General features: G+C 54.0%; 18 protein-coding genes. 17 read left to right on the top strand and 1 reads right to left on the bottom strand.

Annotated features, from left to right (window positions below; all coding sequences use genetic code 11):
* Positions 1-261: a BufA1 family periplasmic bufferin-type metallophore gene (locus SPV1_RS12235; protein ID WP_009851537.1), complete on the bottom strand. Its 261-nt coding sequence runs from the start codon at positions 259-261 to the stop codon at positions 1-3.
* A gap of 331 nt (positions 262-592) precedes the next feature.
* Between SPV1_RS12235 and galU the strand changes: the two genes are divergently transcribed.
* From galU to SPV1_RS12150, 17 genes are all read left to right on the top strand, one after another.
* On the top strand, positions 593-1,429 hold the full coding sequence (galU, locus tag SPV1_RS12230; protein ID WP_009851535.1) for a UTP--glucose-1-phosphate uridylyltransferase GalU: 837 nt from the start codon (positions 593-595) through the stop codon (positions 1,427-1,429).
* Positions 1,429-2,343, top strand: coding sequence for a hypothetical protein (locus tag SPV1_RS12225; protein ID WP_009851534.1), 915 nt, complete (start codon positions 1,429-1,431; stop codon positions 2,341-2,343). Before galU ends, SPV1_RS12225 begins: the two co-directional genes overlap by 1 nt.
* Positions 2,340-3,191, top strand: coding sequence for an HAD-IIB family hydrolase (locus SPV1_RS12220; protein ID WP_009851533.1), 852 nt, complete (start codon positions 2,340-2,342; stop codon positions 3,189-3,191). The genes SPV1_RS12225 and SPV1_RS12220 overlap by 4 nt, the downstream gene beginning before the upstream one ends.
* A complete protein-coding gene (locus tag SPV1_RS12215; RefSeq protein WP_009851532.1) occupies positions 3,184-4,407 on the top strand; it encodes a glycosyltransferase family protein in 1,224 nt (407 codons plus the stop codon). Before SPV1_RS12220 ends, SPV1_RS12215 begins: the two co-directional genes overlap by 8 nt.
* Positions 4,404-6,152: a sugar phosphorylase gene (locus SPV1_RS12210; RefSeq protein WP_009851531.1), complete on the top strand. Its 1,749-nt coding sequence runs from the start codon at positions 4,404-4,406 to the stop codon at positions 6,150-6,152. Before SPV1_RS12215 ends, SPV1_RS12210 begins: the two co-directional genes overlap by 4 nt.
* Before the next feature lie 360 nt (positions 6,153-6,512).
* Positions 6,513-7,604 (top strand): putative urea ABC transporter substrate-binding protein, encoded by a 1,092-nt coding sequence (locus SPV1_RS12205; protein WP_009851530.1) that lies wholly within the window; start codon positions 6,513-6,515, stop codon positions 7,602-7,604.
* 127 nt (positions 7,605-7,731) lie between these two features.
* A complete protein-coding gene (locus tag SPV1_RS12200) occupies positions 7,732-8,613 on the top strand; it encodes a DMT family transporter (RefSeq protein WP_009851528.1) in 882 nt (293 codons plus the stop codon).
* Positions 8,610-9,401 carry a hypothetical protein gene (locus SPV1_RS12195; RefSeq protein ID WP_009851527.1) on the top strand — a complete coding sequence of 264 codons (792 nt, stop codon included), beginning with the start codon at positions 8,610-8,612 and terminating at the stop codon, positions 9,399-9,401. Before SPV1_RS12200 ends, SPV1_RS12195 begins: the two co-directional genes overlap by 4 nt.
* Positions 9,394-10,452, top strand: a complete 1,059-nt coding sequence (locus SPV1_RS12190; protein ID WP_009851526.1) for an isopenicillin N synthase family dioxygenase — start codon at positions 9,394-9,396, stop codon at positions 10,450-10,452. The genes SPV1_RS12195 and SPV1_RS12190 overlap by 8 nt, the downstream gene beginning before the upstream one ends.
* The gene (locus tag SPV1_RS12185; protein ID WP_009851525.1) at positions 10,449-11,210 is read left to right on the top strand and encodes an MBL fold metallo-hydrolase; all 762 of its coding nucleotides are present in this window, start codon (positions 10,449-10,451) and stop codon (positions 11,208-11,210) included. The genes SPV1_RS12190 and SPV1_RS12185 overlap by 4 nt, the downstream gene beginning before the upstream one ends.
* Positions 11,211-11,475: 265 nt before the next feature.
* Positions 11,476-12,255, top strand: coding sequence for a creatininase family protein (locus tag SPV1_RS12180; RefSeq protein WP_009851523.1), 780 nt, complete (start codon positions 11,476-11,478; stop codon positions 12,253-12,255).
* On the top strand, positions 12,245-13,606 hold the full coding sequence (gene glnT / locus SPV1_RS12175) for a type III glutamate--ammonia ligase (protein ID WP_009851522.1): 1,362 nt from the start codon (positions 12,245-12,247) through the stop codon (positions 13,604-13,606). Before SPV1_RS12180 ends, glnT begins: the two co-directional genes overlap by 11 nt.
* A gap of 211 nt (positions 13,607-13,817) precedes the next feature.
* Entirely contained in the window at positions 13,818-14,603 is a 786-nt protein-coding gene (locus SPV1_RS12170; protein WP_231288396.1) for a TorF family putative porin, read from the top strand.
* A gap of 135 nt (positions 14,604-14,738) precedes the next feature.
* Positions 14,739-15,563 carry an ABC transporter permease gene (locus tag SPV1_RS12165; RefSeq protein WP_026195496.1) on the top strand — a complete coding sequence of 275 codons (825 nt, stop codon included), beginning with the start codon at positions 14,739-14,741 and terminating at the stop codon, positions 15,561-15,563.
* Positions 15,560-16,381 carry an ABC transporter ATP-binding protein gene (locus SPV1_RS12160; RefSeq protein ID WP_009851519.1) on the top strand — a complete coding sequence of 274 codons (822 nt, stop codon included), beginning with the start codon at positions 15,560-15,562 and terminating at the stop codon, positions 16,379-16,381. The genes SPV1_RS12165 and SPV1_RS12160 overlap by 4 nt, the downstream gene beginning before the upstream one ends.
* The gene (locus SPV1_RS12155; protein ID WP_009851518.1) at positions 16,378-17,127 is read left to right on the top strand and encodes an urea amidolyase associated protein UAAP1; all 750 of its coding nucleotides are present in this window, start codon (positions 16,378-16,380) and stop codon (positions 17,125-17,127) included. Before SPV1_RS12160 ends, SPV1_RS12155 begins: the two co-directional genes overlap by 4 nt.
* A gap of 13 nt (positions 17,128-17,140) precedes the next feature.
* Positions 17,141-17,368 (top strand): DUF1989 domain-containing protein (locus tag SPV1_RS12150; protein ID WP_009851517.1); only part of this gene is annotated, 228 nt, incomplete at its 3' end.

The following is a 17,368-nucleotide window of genomic DNA, read 5'->3' as shown; positions in this document are numbered from 1 at the left end:
TTACTTGCCGGCTGATGTGCTGCCGCCATCAATTTTGGCGCACAGACCGGCTGGCACTGCGATAAATGCTTGCGGGTCTCTGGCTGTGGCATCCTGACCGGCGCAGGAGTGACCCGGCGACCTGCAGTCGTTTTTATAGGCTGCATTGATGCCATAGCATTTTTCCATAGCCATGCCCGATTTGGCATTGGCTACGGTGGTGGTGCCGGCCATCGCTAATGCGCCAAGCAGGGCGGTGCTGACAATGATGTTTGTTTTCATGATATTGAACCTCCGAAAAATAGTGTCGGGGTTTCTCCCCGCACAGGCCTTGGTCTCTCGTCGGAACAGATTCTTACAAAAAAGTGAGCAACACATTTTCTTACAAGTCGAATGGCTGCTTGCGCGGAAGATATGGGCACCTCTGCCTGAATAATGGGCAAAGTATCTGCGACAGCTTGCCGGATTCTCTGTATGCCTGCTGATAGTAAGTTTTTTTGTGATATGTGCGGCTGGCATGTATACTGCTAGTTTATAGGGGTTGGCACGCAATGGACTGCAACCGTGGCCAAATACAATTCCTTTATTCATCAGGAAACCAAGGGAGTCTAATATGATAGTCAAATGCCTTTTTCCCGTTGCAGGTTATGGCACACGTTTTTTGCCCGCAACCAAGGCGCAACCGAAAGAGATGTTACCGATATTAACCAAACCATTGATTCAATATGGTGTTGAAGAGGCGGCTGAAGCCGGCCTGACACAGGCGTGTTTTGTGACCGGCCGCAACAAGCGGGCCATTGCAGATCATTTTGATACCGTCTACGAGCTGGAAGACCAGATCAAGGGAACCAGTCGCGAGGATCGGTTGGCATGTATCCGGGGGCTGATTGAGGAGTGCAGCTACTCCTATACGCGCCAGAACCAGATGCGCGGACTGGGCGATGCGATACTTACCGGTAAGATACTGATTGGTGATGATGAACCCTTTGGCGTGATTCTGGCGGATGACCTCTGTGTGGGAGAGGAGGGCATCATGTCGCAAATGCTGAAGGTGTACGAAAAGTATAAATGCTGCGTAGTTGCTGTTGAGGAAGTGCCCATCGAAGAGGTGAGTAAATACGGCGTGATCAGCGGTCAGACAATTGATGACCGGCATACCATCGTGGAGACAATGGTTGAGAAACCGACTCCCGAGGAGGCGCCTTCGAATCTGGCCATTATCGGGCGCTATATCCTGACACCGGCTATTTTCGATACGATTTCCCGTACACCTCCGGGTGTGAATGGCGAAGTACAGCTGACCGATGCGCTGCAAACGCTGGCAAAAGAGGAGATGGTGGTGGCGTATCGCTTTGAGGGCCGGCGTTTTGATTGCGGCAGTATCGATGGCTTTGTAGAGGCGACCAATTACTTTTATGCGAAGATGAAAGAGGCGGAGAAGAGCGCCTGATGAGCAGTCCTGCGACCTGTCGGGAAGCGGATGATCTGCTGACGCAGTTTGTTCGCGATCACCGTTTGCCGGATGAGTACCGGCAGCTCGCTGCCGAATACTGGTTGCCGCTGTCGAACAGGCTGGCATCGATGTTTGACGGCCATACTCTGGTAGTCGGCATCAACGGTGCACAGGGTACCGGAAAATCGACGATGGCAGCGGCGCTCGCCATGTTTCTCGGCAACCTGCACGACTTGAAAACGGTCGTGATATCCATTGATGATCTCTACCTGACAAGAGCGGAGCGCAGTGAGATGGCGCGCGTGCTGCATCCGATGTTTCAGACTCGCGGCGTACCCGGTACGCATGATCTACGGTTGGCTATGGCGTTGATCCGTGCGCTGAAAGCTGCGGGCAGCGAAAGTGATATTGCCATTCCGCGCTTTGACAAGGCGGTGGATGACAGGCGCCCTGAAGCTGCGTGGCATCATCACCATGGCAGGGTGGATATCATCCTGTTTGAAGGCTGGTGTGTCGGCACAACCGCAGAGCCTGCCACGCAGCTGAAGCAGCCGATCAACCGGCTGGAAGCCGATGAAGATGCTCAGGGGATCTGGCGCAGCCATGTGAATGCATCGCTCGCCGGGGAATATAGCCAGCTTAATGCGATGATTGATTTTCTGGTGTTGCTGCAGGCGCCGGACTTTGAAACGGTCTATGCATGGCGCGGATTGCAGGAGGAGAAGTTGCGTGCATCCATGCCTGATGGCACTCACCTGATGGATCAGAGCGCACTCACGCGATTTATCCAGCATTATGAGCGGCTGACGCGTCACAATCTGGCCACGTTGCCGCAGATGGCGGATGTGGTGTTCAGCCTGGATAAGCGACACTGTATCAGGCGGGCCCGTTATCGTGAGGGGGTGTCATGACGCGGGATATCATTCTGTTTACCGATCTGGATGGCACGCTGCTGGATCATCACAATTATAGTTTTGCGCCGGCTAAAGAGGCGATTGCAGCACTAAAGCAGGCGGGGATTGCCTGGATTCTCAACTCCAGCAAAACACTGGCGGAGCTTTGCGAATTGCGTGCCGAACTTGGTCAGGTTGATCCGGTGATTGTGGAAAACGGCGCAGGCATTGCCATCCCCTGCGATTATCGACACCGCTTATGGCAGCTGCCCGATGGTGATCTGCATGAACAGGATGGTTTCCTGTTGAAAAAAACCGGCCGCTCCCGGGATGAGATTCTGCAGCTGTTACAACCGCTGAAAGCGCACTACCGCTATACGGGGTTTGCCGATATGACGACGGCAACGCTGTGCGAGCTGACCGGCCTGCCTGTTGGCGGTGCTGTGAAGGCCATGCAGCGCCACTTTTCGGAGCCGATCCTCTGGCAGGATAGCGAGCAGGCTTATGATGCGTTTGTGTGCCAGGTTGAGGCTTGCGGTCTGAGCGTGCTACGCGGCGGTCGCTTTATTCATATTATGGGCGGAGCAGACAAGGGCAGGGCCATGCAGTGGTTGCTGGCCGGCTACAGCCATGCCGGGGTGGGCTTGATGAGTGTTGCACTCGGTGACAGCCACAATGATCTGGCCATGCTGGAGCGGGCGGATATTGCCGTCATCGTGCGCTCGCCGGTACATGCGCCGCCACAACTGCCGGATCATCCGCATCTGATGCTGACCGAAGCGACGGGGCCGGCAGGGTGGAACAGGGCGGTGCTGGAGATTCTTAACAAATATACCCGAGATCGTGCAGGAGAGAACAATGAGTGACTTTTATCAAAACGGCATCGTTACAACGCTGCATAACTTAACCAACCGGACGGTAGAGGATCTGGAGGCTGAGTTGTTGCGCTATGCGAAGGTCAGACCCATGTCGCTGGTGTTGCCGTCACTCTACTCGGAGTTGCAGGGATCGGCGCTCTCCACGATCGTGGATCATCTTGCCAGCGTCCCCTATCTGAATGAAATTGTCATCGGTCTGGATCGGGCCAGCGAGGATGACTATCGTCATGCACTGGAGTTCTTTTCGCGTCTGCCGCAACATCATCGCATCCTGTGGAACGACGGGCCGCGCCTGATGGCGCTGCATCAGGAGATAGCTGCCATAGGGCTTGCTCCGACTGAACTGGGCAAGGGGCGCAACGTCTGGTACTGCCTCGGTTATGTACTGGCTTCGGGACGTGCAACATCGGTAGCGCTGCATGATTGCGATATCGTCACCTATGACCGGGAATTGCTCGCCCGGCTGATCTATCCGGTTGCCAACCCGAATTTCAACTATGAGTTCTGCAAAGGTTATTACGCCCGTTTTGCCGGCGGTCGCCTTAACGGCAGGGTGACCCGTCTGCTGGTAACGCCGCTGATCAGGGCCCTGAAAAAGGTGGTTGGCACGAATGATTACCTCGATTTTATGGACAGCTTCCGTTATCCGCTGTCAGGTGAATTCTCGATGCGTACCGATGTGATCAGTGATATCCGTATTCCCAGCGACTGGGGACTGGAGATCGGTTCGCTCTCGGAGATGCATCGCAATTATGCCACCAATCATCTCTGTCAGGTTGATATTGCCGATAGCTATGATCATAAGCATCAGGATGTCTCGTTCGACAGTGAGGACGGTGGACTCTCCAAGATGTCGATCGATATTGCCAAGGCGCTGTTTCGCAAGCTGGCCACGCATGGTGTCGTGTTTAGTGAGGAGACCTTCCGCACGATCAAGGCGGCCTACTTCCGCATTGCACTGGATCTGGTGGAGACCTATCGCAACGATGCAATCATCAACGGACTGATACTGGATGTGCACGAGGAGGAGAAGCAGGTAGAGCTGTTTGCCCGTAATATTATCAACGCCGGCTCCCATTTCCTTGAATATCCTATGGAGGCGCCGTTTATTCCCAACTGGAATCGGGTGATCAGTGCCATGCCTGATGTGCTTGAACGCTTTGAGGCGGCTGTCGAGGCTGACTATCAGGAGTTTGGTCAGTGACGCCGCTGGCAGGCTTGCAACTGCGTCTGCAGGAGCAGCTAAGTCTGCTCTATGGCGAGGCAAGGGCAGCAGATCTGGCCGATCAACTGATCGCGGTGATGGATTTCGCACCTGATCTGGTTGAGCCCCTGCAGCGCCAAAACAAGTGGGATCAGGGTGATGTGATGATGATTACCTACGCCGACAGTATTCGGCGTAGGGGAGAAAAACCGCTGCGCACACTACGGCAGTTTTGTAGTGATCATCTGGGGGACTGCATTAGCTGGCTGCATATCCTGCCGTTTTACCCCTACACCTCGGATGATGGCTTTGCCGTCAGTGATTACGATGCAGTCAATCCCGAGCATGGTGACTGGCATGATATTGAGGCCATCTCAGCCGATTTCCGGCTGATGGTCGATATGGTGATCAACCACTGCTCGAGCTCGCATCACTGGTTTGAGGCATTTAGTCGCAATCAGCCGCCATACGATAACTATTTTGTGCAGGCCTCACCCTATGATGATCTGAGTCAGGTGGTCAGGCCGCGAACCAGTCCGCTGCTGCAGGCGGTGAATACGCCTGAGGGGCTGAAGCATGTCTGGTGCACATTCAGTCATGATCAGGTTGACCTGAATTTTGCCAACCCGGAGGTGCTGGTCGAGGTGGCGCGTATTCTGAAGCTCTATATGCAGCACGGGGCAACGATCTTCCGCCTGGATGCCATCGCTTTTTTATGGAAAGAGGCCGACAGCAACTGCATCAACCTGCCGCAGACGCATGCAATCATACGCCTGCTCAGATTGCTTGCGGAGTATCGTCACCCTGATGCGGTCATCATCACTGAAACAAATATTCCCAATCGTGAGAATCTGAGCTATTTCGGCAATGCCAATGAAGCGCACCTGATCTACAATTTTTCTTTTCCGCCGTTGCTCTTGCATGCGATGCTTACCGGCAACTGCTGTTATCTGCAGCACTGGATGATGAGTATGCCGCCTGCGCGCAACGGCACGACCTACCTGAATTTTATTGCCTCCCACGACGGTATTGGCCTGCGTCCGGCAGAAGGCCTGCTCAGCGATGAGGAGATCGATCAGGTGGCAGCTGCCATGCGCAGTTTCGGCGGTCTGGTCTCATCGCGAACGGTGAACCAGCAGCAGAGTCGCCCCTACGAGATTAATATTGCCTTCTATGATGCGATGAAAGGGACGCTCAGTGGTGAAGACGGGTATCAGTTTGAACGCTTTATCTGTGCTCATGCGATCATGCTCGCGCTCGAAGGTGTGCCGTCGTTCTATGTGCACAGCCTGTTTGCCACCTGTAATGATACCGAACGGGTAGAGCAGACCGGTAGCAATCGCGCCATCAACCGCCATAGCTGGGATCTTGAGATGCTGGAGGCCGCATTACAGGATAAGCAGTCCCATCACGCGCGGGTATTTGTTGCGCTGCAGCGTCTGATTGCCCTGCGCGCTGAACAAAATGCATTTCACCCCAATGCCACGCAGTTCACCATGCATCTCGGGCAGGCGTTGTTCGCGTTCTGGCGCCAGAGCATGGATCGGGAACAGAGTATTTTTTGTATCAACAACATCACAGATCGCGAACAGGTGATTCCGCTCTCGGCGCTGAACCTGATCGTCACCGACGAGTGGCGGGATCTGATCAGTGGCCGGCATTACGATGAGCACTATGGTGATCTGGTGCTGGCTCCGTACCAGACGGTCTGGATATCCAACGCGACCGATCAGACCGCTGCCTGATAGGGTAGTCGTGAAGCCAATCGAAAGGCCCGGAAAATCAAGGTTTCCCGGGCCTTTCGATTGTTGCCGGGAACTGATGCGATACATGGCCCGGGCAACTGCCTGGTAGCCGTTGATGAAATATCTATGCGTTGGCTGCAGAAACACTAACTGCCTTATTAATAGGCATAGTGGATTAAGAATTAATCAGATAATCTGCCTGAAAACAGGGTGTAGATATCGTGTTGTAATCAAGAAAACCTATATGTATTTAATAATAAAGGATAAATTCAATATAAAAAGTACACATCAGGCAGTCTCATGATCTGGCGCCCTTATTGCTGAGTGTAGTCACTCAAGCCAAACATCAAGGAGATATGCATGGAATTGAAACAGGTAAAGAAATCGATAGTGAAGCTTATGGCGGGCGCCTTTACCGCACTTGCTTTGACTTCGGCAATGGTTGTACCAAGTGATGCTTATGCAAAAGATAGCTTCAAGGTTGCCTGGAGTATCTATGTAGGCTGGATGCCATGGAAATACGCACAGGATCACGGCATCATCAAGAAGTGGGCTGATAAATACGGGATCAATATCAAGGTTGTGCAGATCAACGACTATATTGAATCGATCAACCAGTATACCGCAGGCGGTTTTGATGCGTGCACGATGACCAATATGGACGCACTGACCATTCCTGCCGCCGGCGGCGTGGATTCCACAGCACTGATTATCGGCGATTTCTCCAACGGTAATGATGGTATTGTACTCAAAGGCAAGGACAAACTGGCCGATATCAAGGGGCAGAATGTGAATCTGGTGGAGCTTTCGGTATCCCACTATCTGCTTGCCCGCGCGCTTGAATCTGTCGGAATGGCGGAGAAGGATGTTAAAGTCGTCAACACTTCCGATGCGGATATTGTTGCTGCATTTGCATCACCGGATGTCACGGCTGAAGTCACCTGGAACCCGCAGTTGAGCGAAGTGCTCAAGGCACCGGAAGCACACGAGGTATTCAACTCCTCGCAAATTCCGGGCGAAATCATTGATATGCTGGTCGCCAATACCAAAACCATCAGGGAGAACCCTAACTTTGCCAAAGCGATGGTTGGTGCATGGTATGAAACGATGGCACTGATGAGCGCGGCCGACGAGAAGGGTACAGCGGCCAGAGCGGCGATGGGCAAGGATTCCGGTACGGATCTGGCCGGTTATGAGAGTCAGCTGAAGTCCACGATGATGTACTATACCCCCAAGAGTAGTTTTGAGTTTGCCAACAGTGAAAAGCTGCCGGAGACCATGGATCTGGTTCGTAAGTTCTCGTTTGATCATGGACTGCTTGGCGAGAGTGCGCGGTCGGTTGATGCGATTGGTATTTCTTTCCCAAGCGGTAAGGTGATGGGTGATAAAGGCAATGTGAAGCTGCGTTTCGATGCTTCTTATGTCGGCATGGCTGCTGACGGAAAGCTCTGAGATGAGCTGCTGCAAATAGCAGCCGATAAGGATACCGGCACAGCCATGCTGTGCCGGTATCTTTTTTTGCGGATGAAATGGTTGCCCTGTTTCTGATTGATAAGCATACAAATGACTGGAGGTTTGAATGAACTCAGCGCTTTGGGGTGCTGTGGCGGCACTTGCCTGGGGAGTATCTGATTTTATCGCCCGTTTTACCGGCCGTTCACTGGGGCCTCCGCGTGCCATGTTGGGCTTGATGGGGGTCGGTTGCGCAATTCTGGGAGGCTGGTTGTTATATCAGGATGTGACGATCCCGTGGCATAGAATCAACCTGCTGACACTGCTGGTAGCCTCTGTGGCTGCCTTGATTGCACCATTAATGCTTTATTACAGCCTGACATACGGGCCGATGTCGCTGGCGGCGCCGATTGCCGCTGCCTATCCGGCTCTGGTGGTGCCTGCTTCACTATTGATGGGGGCTCGCCCGGAGCTGCCGGAGTGGTTGGCAATGATCGTGACCGTAGCCGGGGCTGTGATCGTTGCCCGCAATGCCGATGAGGACCCGGATGAGACGATTGCATCCGACCTGAAAAACCGTCGGCGGGCGATTATCGCGGCTGTTGCCGCAGGAAGCTTTTTCGCTGTTGCCCTGCTTGTCGGCAAGGATGTGGCTGACACCCTGGGTAATGTTCAGATGTTGTGGTTGGGACGATTTATTGGTTTTACGACACTGCTGGCCATTCTGTTGGTCAGGCGGGGCGGACAGGGAGTGCTGATTCCGATCGCTGTCTGGCCGCTTATCCTCGTGCAGGGTATCGGAGAGGCGACGGCATATTTGCTGTTTTTTATGGCCAATCAGGGTGAAGGGGCGGCGATTGCTTCGGTAACGGCATCCGGCTTCATGGTTGTGGCTGTTCTGCTGGGCTGGTTTTTTCTGCGTGAGCGTATTTCGATTGCCTGCGCATCCGGTATCGCGATGGTTTTTTCAGGCGTTGCCGTGCTCGGTTATCTGGGTGGCGAGTTATGACGCAGCCGCTGGTCGCAAGCGGACTATGGCGCCGCCTGGCTATCGAGAACCCGGATGGATCCGGCGATACCTCAACGCAGGTGTTCTGGTTGCAGGCCGGCAGCTATTACGCGGACATTCGCATTCCCGCTGACAGGCCTGCGGTAGCAGAGGGGGAGATAGAGCTATCCAATGATCTGTTGCGGGCACTGGCCCGGCAGCAGGGATTTGCCGGTGAAACTGTTGCCGCAGGTGAGCTGTGCCTCTGGCAGCGCTGGCTGGATTTTCAGCCGCCGGCACTTGTTCCCGATGAAGGGCGGCTGGAATTTAACGGTCGTATGCTGGTCGAATACGGCGTTCATGCGCCGTATATCGAACACTGGTGGTATGAGGAGGATGCCAGTGGTCACTATGCCGCATTTCGCCTACAGGGTGAATGCAGCGGTATGTTGCTGATTGCAGGTGGCTATTTCATGCGTGCCATCGGACGGGCTCAGGCACTTCCGCAGGGTATGGCGCTGGAATATCTGATCGAGCAGGCGGCAGGCAACAGGCAACAACTGGCGAACTTACTGGATTGTGAGATCTCCTTTGGTCGTTGTGACGGCGCTCCACGCTCATGGCGGATCACGCATTCGACGCTGCCCTGGCTGGAGGGAGACAAGCTCTTTGCCGCTGGCGCTCCTGACTGGCAGGGGCGAGAGCAGCTGGTTGAGCCGCTGGCCGAAACAGGAGAGCGGCTCTGGCTTAGATGTGAATCTACGGATTCAGGTATCTCTGTTTTTGACCGGGAGGCTTACGATGCATGAGATGAATATCGACGGGCAAGCTCTGCCCGTCATCGATATCGCTCCGATGTTGAGCGGAGAGGGTGATGACCGGAAACGGGTCGGTGAGGCGGTCGCTACAGCCTGTTGTCGCCATGGTTATTTTTATGTGATTAATCACGGCATAAACCCCGCTCTTGTTGAGCGGCTGGTTGAGCAGTCAAAGCGTTTCTTTGCTCTGCCTGAGCGGGAAAAAATGCGCTATTACATCGGCCTGTCGACTAACCATCGTGGTTACGTGCCTGTCGGCGAGGAGGTCTTCGGTGATTACGGCAAATCTGACCTGAAAGAAGCATTTGATACCGCCCGCGACCTGCCTGTTGAGGATAAGGATTATCTGGCCGGAAATCCGCTGCTGGGACCGAATGTCTGGCCATACGGTATGCCCGGTTTCAGGGATGCGGTGACCGGTTACTATGATGAGGCGATGAGGGTCGGCGATGCGCTGTTTCGGGCATTTGCCCTGGCTCTGGGACTGGATGAACATGCCTTTGGCCCCATGCTCACCAGGCCGACGTCGCAGTTGCGTCTGATTCACTACCCGGCAGGCCCGGCGACAACTGCCGAAGAGGAACAACTGGGGATCGGCAGCCATACCGATTACGAATGTTTCACACTGCTTTATCCGACGCGACCCGGTCTGCAGGTGCTCAGTGATGCGGGGGCGTGGGTGGATGTGCCGCTGATTCCCGGCTCGTTTGTTATCAATATCGGCGACATGCTCGAGGTGTTGTCTAACGGGCGTTTTGTTTCAACCTCGCACCGGGTGATAAGCCATGGCGTGGAGCGCTTTTCATTCCCGTTGTTTTGTGCCGTCGACTACGATGTAGTAGTTGAGCCTGTTGCACACTGTGTAGATGAAAATCACTCGCCACGATATGGCCCGGTCAGAGCTGGCGAGCACCTGTTTGCCGAGACAGCACGTACATTCCGTTATCTGCGCGACAGGCTGGAGAGCGGGGAGCTGATCCTGGATGAAAGCGTCCGCGAAGAGCCGCAGTTCGGGCGTTCACGCAAGGCTGGGCGCGTGTGAGGGCTACAATATCCGGGGGTGACAACGGCTGGTATGACAGCACCGGTGTCGGTGGTGACATAACACTGATTCGGGAGCTGGCGATCAAGCCGTTTTATCGTTGCAATATCTGGCATGTGCGGGGAAGCGACCGGGATATGCTCGTAGACAGCGGTATGGGTATTGTCAGCCTCAGAAAGCATCTGCCACTGCTCAACGAAAGAGCACTGATTGCCGTGGCGAGCCATACGCATGTTGATCATATTGGATGTCACCACGAATTTGAGCATTGCGCCGTACATGCGGCGGAAGCTGCGATCCTGCAACAGCCGGATCGCCATAATACCATCGCCGATGTCTATCTGACGGACCGGATGTTTGAGGGTGCGATACCGCACGGGTTTTCGTCAGCGTCCTATTCGGTCAGAGGTGTCGAAGCCGCCATGCAGCTGGCCGACGGTGACAAGATCAACCTGGGAGACCGGGTCTTCGAGGTCCTGCACCTGCCCGGACATTCTCCCGGCTCGATTGCACTGTGGGAGCAGGCGAGCGGGGTACTGTTCTCCGGCGATGTGTTGTATGACGGGCCGCTGATCGATGATTTCTATCATTCGGTTGTTGATGACTATATCACCAGTATGGAGCGATTAAGGGCATTACCGGTGCGTATCGTTCATGCCGGCCACTTTGGCAGTTTCGGACGGGCCAGGATGATTGAATTGATCGACGAATATATCCTGGGTAAACGCGCACCGGGTTGCCCGAAGGTATTGATTTGATGATCAGTGGTGCCGCAGCGCGTGTGATCCAGATGCTTAATATTTACGCACGCCAGATTCTGTTTGGCTAAATAGTAACCGCCTGCAGCCCGGTATTATCCGGTTCACCTGTTGCAGGAACAGGAAAAAAGCCTCAACAGAGCAAAAAAAAGTCATGGCACACCGGTTGCTCTCTATTGTCAGACAGACGCTCCACAATTCGAATGATGAAGAACAGTGAAAATATATGATGAACAGGAGTAGCCCGTTGAATAACTGGTATCAGATGACATGGGAAGAGATCGGTGAGCTGCCCCGGAGAGGTATGGATGCTGCAATGCTGCCCGTCGGCGCAACCGAACAGCACGGGCCGCATCTCGGATGCGGCATGGATGCCGAAATCGCCGGGAAGTTGTGCGATCAGGTGGCGGCTGCAACCGATATCGCTCTGCTGCCACTGCTGCCCTATGGCTGCTCAATCGGTCACTCCAAACGCTGGCCGGGAACGCTGGCCCTGCAGCCAAAAACCCTGATCGATGTGGTGAAGCAGATTGGTGACTGGGTTCATGCCGCGGGATTCAAGCGGCTGTTTATCGTCAACAGTCATGTGACCAATCTGGCACCGCTGCGTTGTGCGCTCGAAATGCTGCGTGCCGACTACGACGATCTGATGGTCGCCCTGATCAATACCGGCACCCTGAGCGCCCGAGTGCGTGAAAGGCATTTTCAGGATGCCGAGGACTGGCATGCCAATGAAGCGGAGACCTCGCTGATGCTTGCGGTGAGTCCGCAGATGGTGAGGCCGGAGCGTCTTGCCGACAGTGATGACGAGGATCGCACCGGTGACTGTGTCTTTTCGCATCCGGTGAACAGAACCAGCCTAAACGGGGTGACCGGCACGCCGAGCCTGGCAAGCCGGGAGCGAGGGGAGGAGCTGTTTGCCTGGATGGTGGAGGATTTAAGTGAACTGATACGCAAAGGTATGGCGGAATCGCCGCCACTGCCGCATTCCTATTTTACCAGAGTCGAAATAAAAAACATGGAGTTAACAAGCAATGAAAAGTGAATCAGAGATCAGGAAGATCAAACAGGAACTCAAGGATAAGGGCGTGAAATACTGTATAGGCGCCTATGTCGATATCCACGGCATTCCGAAGGGCAAGGTGGTCCCGATCGAGCACCTTGAGCATATGGCGCATGGCTCCGAGCTCTACACCGGTTATGCGCTCGACGGGCTGGGACAGAAACCCAATGATGATGAAATCGCTTCGGTACCGGATCTGGACCATATTATTCAACTGCCATGGCAGCCCGAAGTGGCCTGGATGCCTGCGGACAATACCCTGTATGGCGAGCCGTACCCGCTTAGTACGCGTGTGGCACTAAAGAAGCAGTTGGCGAAGGCGGCCGAGATGGGTTTCGGTTTTAATCTCGGGATCGAGGCCGAAGTCTATCTGTTGAAGCAACATGCCGATGGCTCCCTTGAGGTGCCTGATCCCGACGACAAACTGGTGAAGCCCTGCTACGACGCGCGTGCTTTCCTCGGCCAGTTCAGCTGGCTGGACAAGATGGCGACGACGATCAATGACCTCGGCTGGGATCTTTACTCCCTTGATCATGAGGATGCCAATGGCCAGTACGAATTTGATTTTATGTATGCAGACGGGCTGACAAGCTGTGATCGCTATACCTTTCTGCGCCTGATGGCCAAGGAGTACGCCAAACAGGAGGGGTTGATCGCCACCTTCATGCCCAAACCGTTTGCCGATAAAACGGGTAATGCCGCCCATTTCAATATGTCGCTTTATGATCTGGAAACCGGTAAGAACCTGTTTGCCTGTGATCCGAAAGATGATCCGCGCGGTCTTGGTCTTACCGAATTGGGTTATCAGTTTATCGGCGGGATTATCAAACACGGTAAGGCATTGTGCGCTGCATTTGCGCCAACGGTAAACAGTTACAAGCGTCTGGTGCGCCAGGGTGATATGCCGTATTTCACCTGGGCTCCTGTGTTCAATTCATTCGGTTCGAATAACCGCACTAACTCGATACGCGTGCCGATGGGCGGCGGACGTTGCGAATCACGCAATGCGGATGGTGCCGTGAACCCCTATTTTGCTGCAGCGCTGGCGCTTGCAGCCGGTCTGGAGGGTATTCGCGAGGGCATTGATCCGGGCAAACCTCAGGAGGACAACCTCTATGAGCTTTCTGAAGGCGAGCGTGAGGCGCGAGGTATTGAGTTCCTGCCCAAAAACCTCCAGGAGGCCGTCGATGCCTTTGAGGCCGATCCGTTTGTTACAGAAACTCTGGGGCAGGAGCTGCGTGATGAGTTCATTACCTACAAGCGCCGGGAATGGAATACATACCACCAGAACGTCACCAGCTGGGAAATTGAGCGATACAGCCACCTGTTTTGATCAGTAAGTTCCTGTACTCCGGTGTGCAGCCGGGGTGGCGGAAGCAGTGAGTTGATGTGTATTGACTGTGCAGTAGTGCCTTAATAATAGGCATTATATTTTCAGATTTATCTGTAAATCGTTTAAATACAATAAATACAGGTGTGGCATGGCCCTTGTTTGGTAAGTTGTATGAGCGGCCAAAGCCGACACCAGGATAGGAGATCATAATATGAAAAGAATGAATAAGGGTATACTTGTTGCAGGATTGATGGCGCTGGTAACGGGTTCTGTATCTGCTCAGGCAGAGGAGTCTACCGGTCCAAGTTTCTCGGGAGATATCGGTGTCATGAGCCAGTATGTATTCCGTGGTGTAACACAGACGACGGGTAAACCGGCGGTGCAGGGTGACCTTAACCTTGGTTATGGCGGTTTTACCGTATCGACCTGGTTCTCGAACGCCTATCCGTCGCCTGCTCCGCAGTTTGCCGGTCGCGATACGGTAGAATTTGACTTCGGTCTGGATTACTCGGGTTCCGTTGGTGATGTCGGTTACTCACTGGGTGCGGTGCAGTACACCTACCTGTATGACTCGGCCTCGAACTATGCCGAAGGCTATGCATCACTCTCCTATGACGCGATCGTTTCTCCGTCGGCAAAGGTTTACTACACAATCGGTCAGTCCCAGAACAAGGCTTTCCTGTCGGGTGATACCTGGGTGGATCTTGGCCTGTCGACATCCTATGCCGGCCTGGACTTCTCCGGCTCGGTTTCCTACGCACGCTGGAAAAAAGATTCGATCAACCGTCCATTGGCCGGAACCGTGAACATGTACAAGGATGGCTTTAATCTGGTCACGCTTGGCATGAGCAAGGATGTCACCGTCGGCGACGCAACCCTGACCGCCTCACTGACCGGTACGATGCCGGTTGGCAAGAAGCAGACGGACGGCGAGCGCTACATCTACGGCGTGGCGGTCAAGCCTGAAGTCGTGGCCGGCCTGAGCCTTAGCTACTAAACAGATACTTTGCGCGCTCAGATAGTGGATCGGGGGGTGGCTCTTTTCACCCCTCCGGTCCCCTGTTTGCTGCGAAACAGGGGGCCTGAACAAGGTGCCTGATATTTCGATACCGGATCAACAGGGCCATAAGATATGAAGCGAATTATAAACATACACCCATCTGACGGTGTGAAGCTGATGCTCGGCATATTACCATTTATCCTGGCACTGCTTGCTTACATGATCGCCTCGGACATGCGACTGGCGGAGAATGCCGGCGACAAACTGTTGCCCTCATTCTCTTCAATCGGTGAAGCCATTCAGCGCTTTGCTTTCGAGCCGAGCAAACGTACCGGTGAGATATTACTCTGGGTCGATACGGCCTCGAGTTTAAGCCGGCTGGCAATGGGTGTGGGCGTGAGTGCGGTTATCGGTTTCTTTGTTGGTGTTGCCTGCGGCGTGGTGCCTTATGTCCGGGCGAACCTTTCTCCATTTGTACGTGTGTTATCCATGGTTCCGCCAATTGCACTGTTGCCTATCCTGTTTATCGTTTTTGGTCTGGGTGAAGTCTCCAAGGTTGTGCTGATCGTACTTGGCATAGCACCGTTTATTGCCCGTGATGTGCAGCAGCGTGTCGAAGAGCTGCCTCACGAACAGATGATCAAGGCCCAGACGCTCGGTGCATCGACATGGCAGATTATTATCCGGGTAGTGATTCCTCAGGTGATGCCGCGCCTGTTAAATGCGGTACGCCTCTCGCTCGGCCCGGCCTGGTTGTTTCTGATTGCAGCCGAAGCGATTGCCTCGACTGACGGGTTGGGATACAGGATCTTTTTGGTAAGGCGCTATCTCGACATGGAAACGATACTGCCCTACGTCGTCTGGATCACACTGTTGGCCTATCTTATGGATCTGGGGCTGAAAAAAACAATCCGGGTCGCCTTCCCATGGTTTGAAGGCAAGAGGGATGATGCATGAGTATTCAAATCAAGAATGTATGGAAAGAGTATGGTCAGCGGGTGATTCTCGAAAAGGTCTCCCTGAAGGTTGAGCAGGGTGAGTTCTGCACGCTGGTCGGCGCATCCGGCTGCGGTAAAACAACATTTTTACGTATGTTGCTGGCCGAGGAGCAGCCTACACGCGGCCAAATCCTGATTGACGGTGAAGCGATGCCTGCCGAGCCCGGACCCGACCGCGGTGTGGTGTTTCAGCGCTATTCGGTATTTCCCCACCTGACGGTATTGCAGAATGTTATGCTGGGTATGGAAATTGAGCAGAGCCCGTTTTGGGGGCGCTTGAGCGGTAGTGCAAAAAAACAGGCGGAGGCGGAAGCCAGGTCGATGCTCGAATCGGTCGGGTTGACGCATGTTTGTAATCACTATCCGGACGCACTCTCGGGCGGCATGCAGCAGCGTCTGGCTATTGCTCAGGCATTGATCAAGAAGCCGCGCATACTGCTGCTCGATGAGCCATTCGGCGCCCTTGATCCGGGCATCAGGGCCGATATGCATGATTTGATCCTTGATCTCTGGAAGCAGACAGGGATCACTATCTTTATGGTAACCCACGATATCAAGGAGGCGTTCCATCTGGGATCGCGCCTGCTGGTATTCGACAAGGTACGTCACGACCCGCAGGAGCCGGCCGCCTACGGTGCCTCGATCACCTATGACATACCGCTGGAAACAAAGGGCAGCCGGCGCATGTACCCTGAAGTCAGAAAGGTGGTAACAGTCAGCGAACATAAAGCAGACCGGAATTCGGCCATGCTACTACTACAAAAGGAGGCGGCATGAGCAGCAACCCGACAAACAAGGAGACAGTGATTTTCAGCGAAATGCTGATTGGCGGAAGCCACTGGTCCGGCGTAATCCGGCGCGGTACGACATTGCGTCTTACCGATCTGGAGGGAGGCGCAAATGTCTCTGCACTGTTCTACAATGTTGAGGAGAAACTCGAGCGCTACAATATGGCCGATACGCTGAAAGGTCAGCATACGGCATGCCTGAGCAGCGGAGATGTCTGCTATTCGGATATGGGACGCGTACTCTGCTCGATTACCGCCGACACATGTGGCTGGCATGATACCATTTGCGGCGTTTCCGATGCGGCGATGGTCGAGGCCAGATATGGCAGGTTAGCCTATCAGCAGGGACTCAACGAATATTACAAGAACGGATATGACAGCCTGATCAATGAGCTGGGAAAATACGGTATGGGTAAACGCGATATCGTTTCCAATATCAACTTTTTCAGCAAAGTGATTGTCGATGACAACGGTAGCATGCATTTTGTCGAGGCTAACTCGCAGGCAGACGACTATGTTGATCTGCGCTTTGAAATGGATTGTCTGGTGGTGCTGTCGACCTGCCAGCACCCACTCGATCCGGCTCCGGCCTATAGCCCTAAACCTGTTGATATGACTGCACGGTATACAGGCACGGCACCTGCAAATGATGCCTGCCGCCTGTCCTGCCCCGAAAATGAGCGGGCATTTATCAATACGGAAAGATTCTACGGACTTACAGTCCGGGCGAAATGACGGAGGCATTCAGATGACAGGTTTGACAGAAAGTACGTTTGATCCGGCACAGGCGGTATTCCGTGAAACGGTGCCGGCAGGCGAGCCGTTTATCCGGGTTGTCAAAAAAGGGGAGGTGTTCCGCATTCTTGACCTTGAAGGTAACCAGGCCGTGGATACGCTGTTTTATAACGCTGAAAATCCGGATGAGCGGTATAGTGCCACGAACACGATCAGCAGCCAGGGTAATATCTACCTGAGC

It is taken from the genome of Mariprofundus ferrooxydans PV-1 (genome assembly GCF_000153765.1).
Classification (GTDB): Bacteria; Pseudomonadota; Zetaproteobacteria; order Mariprofundales; family Mariprofundaceae; genus Mariprofundus; species Mariprofundus ferrooxydans.
The sequence above is the reverse complement of the archived record's forward strand: the minus strand, read 5'-3'. Positions and strand labels throughout refer to the sequence as shown.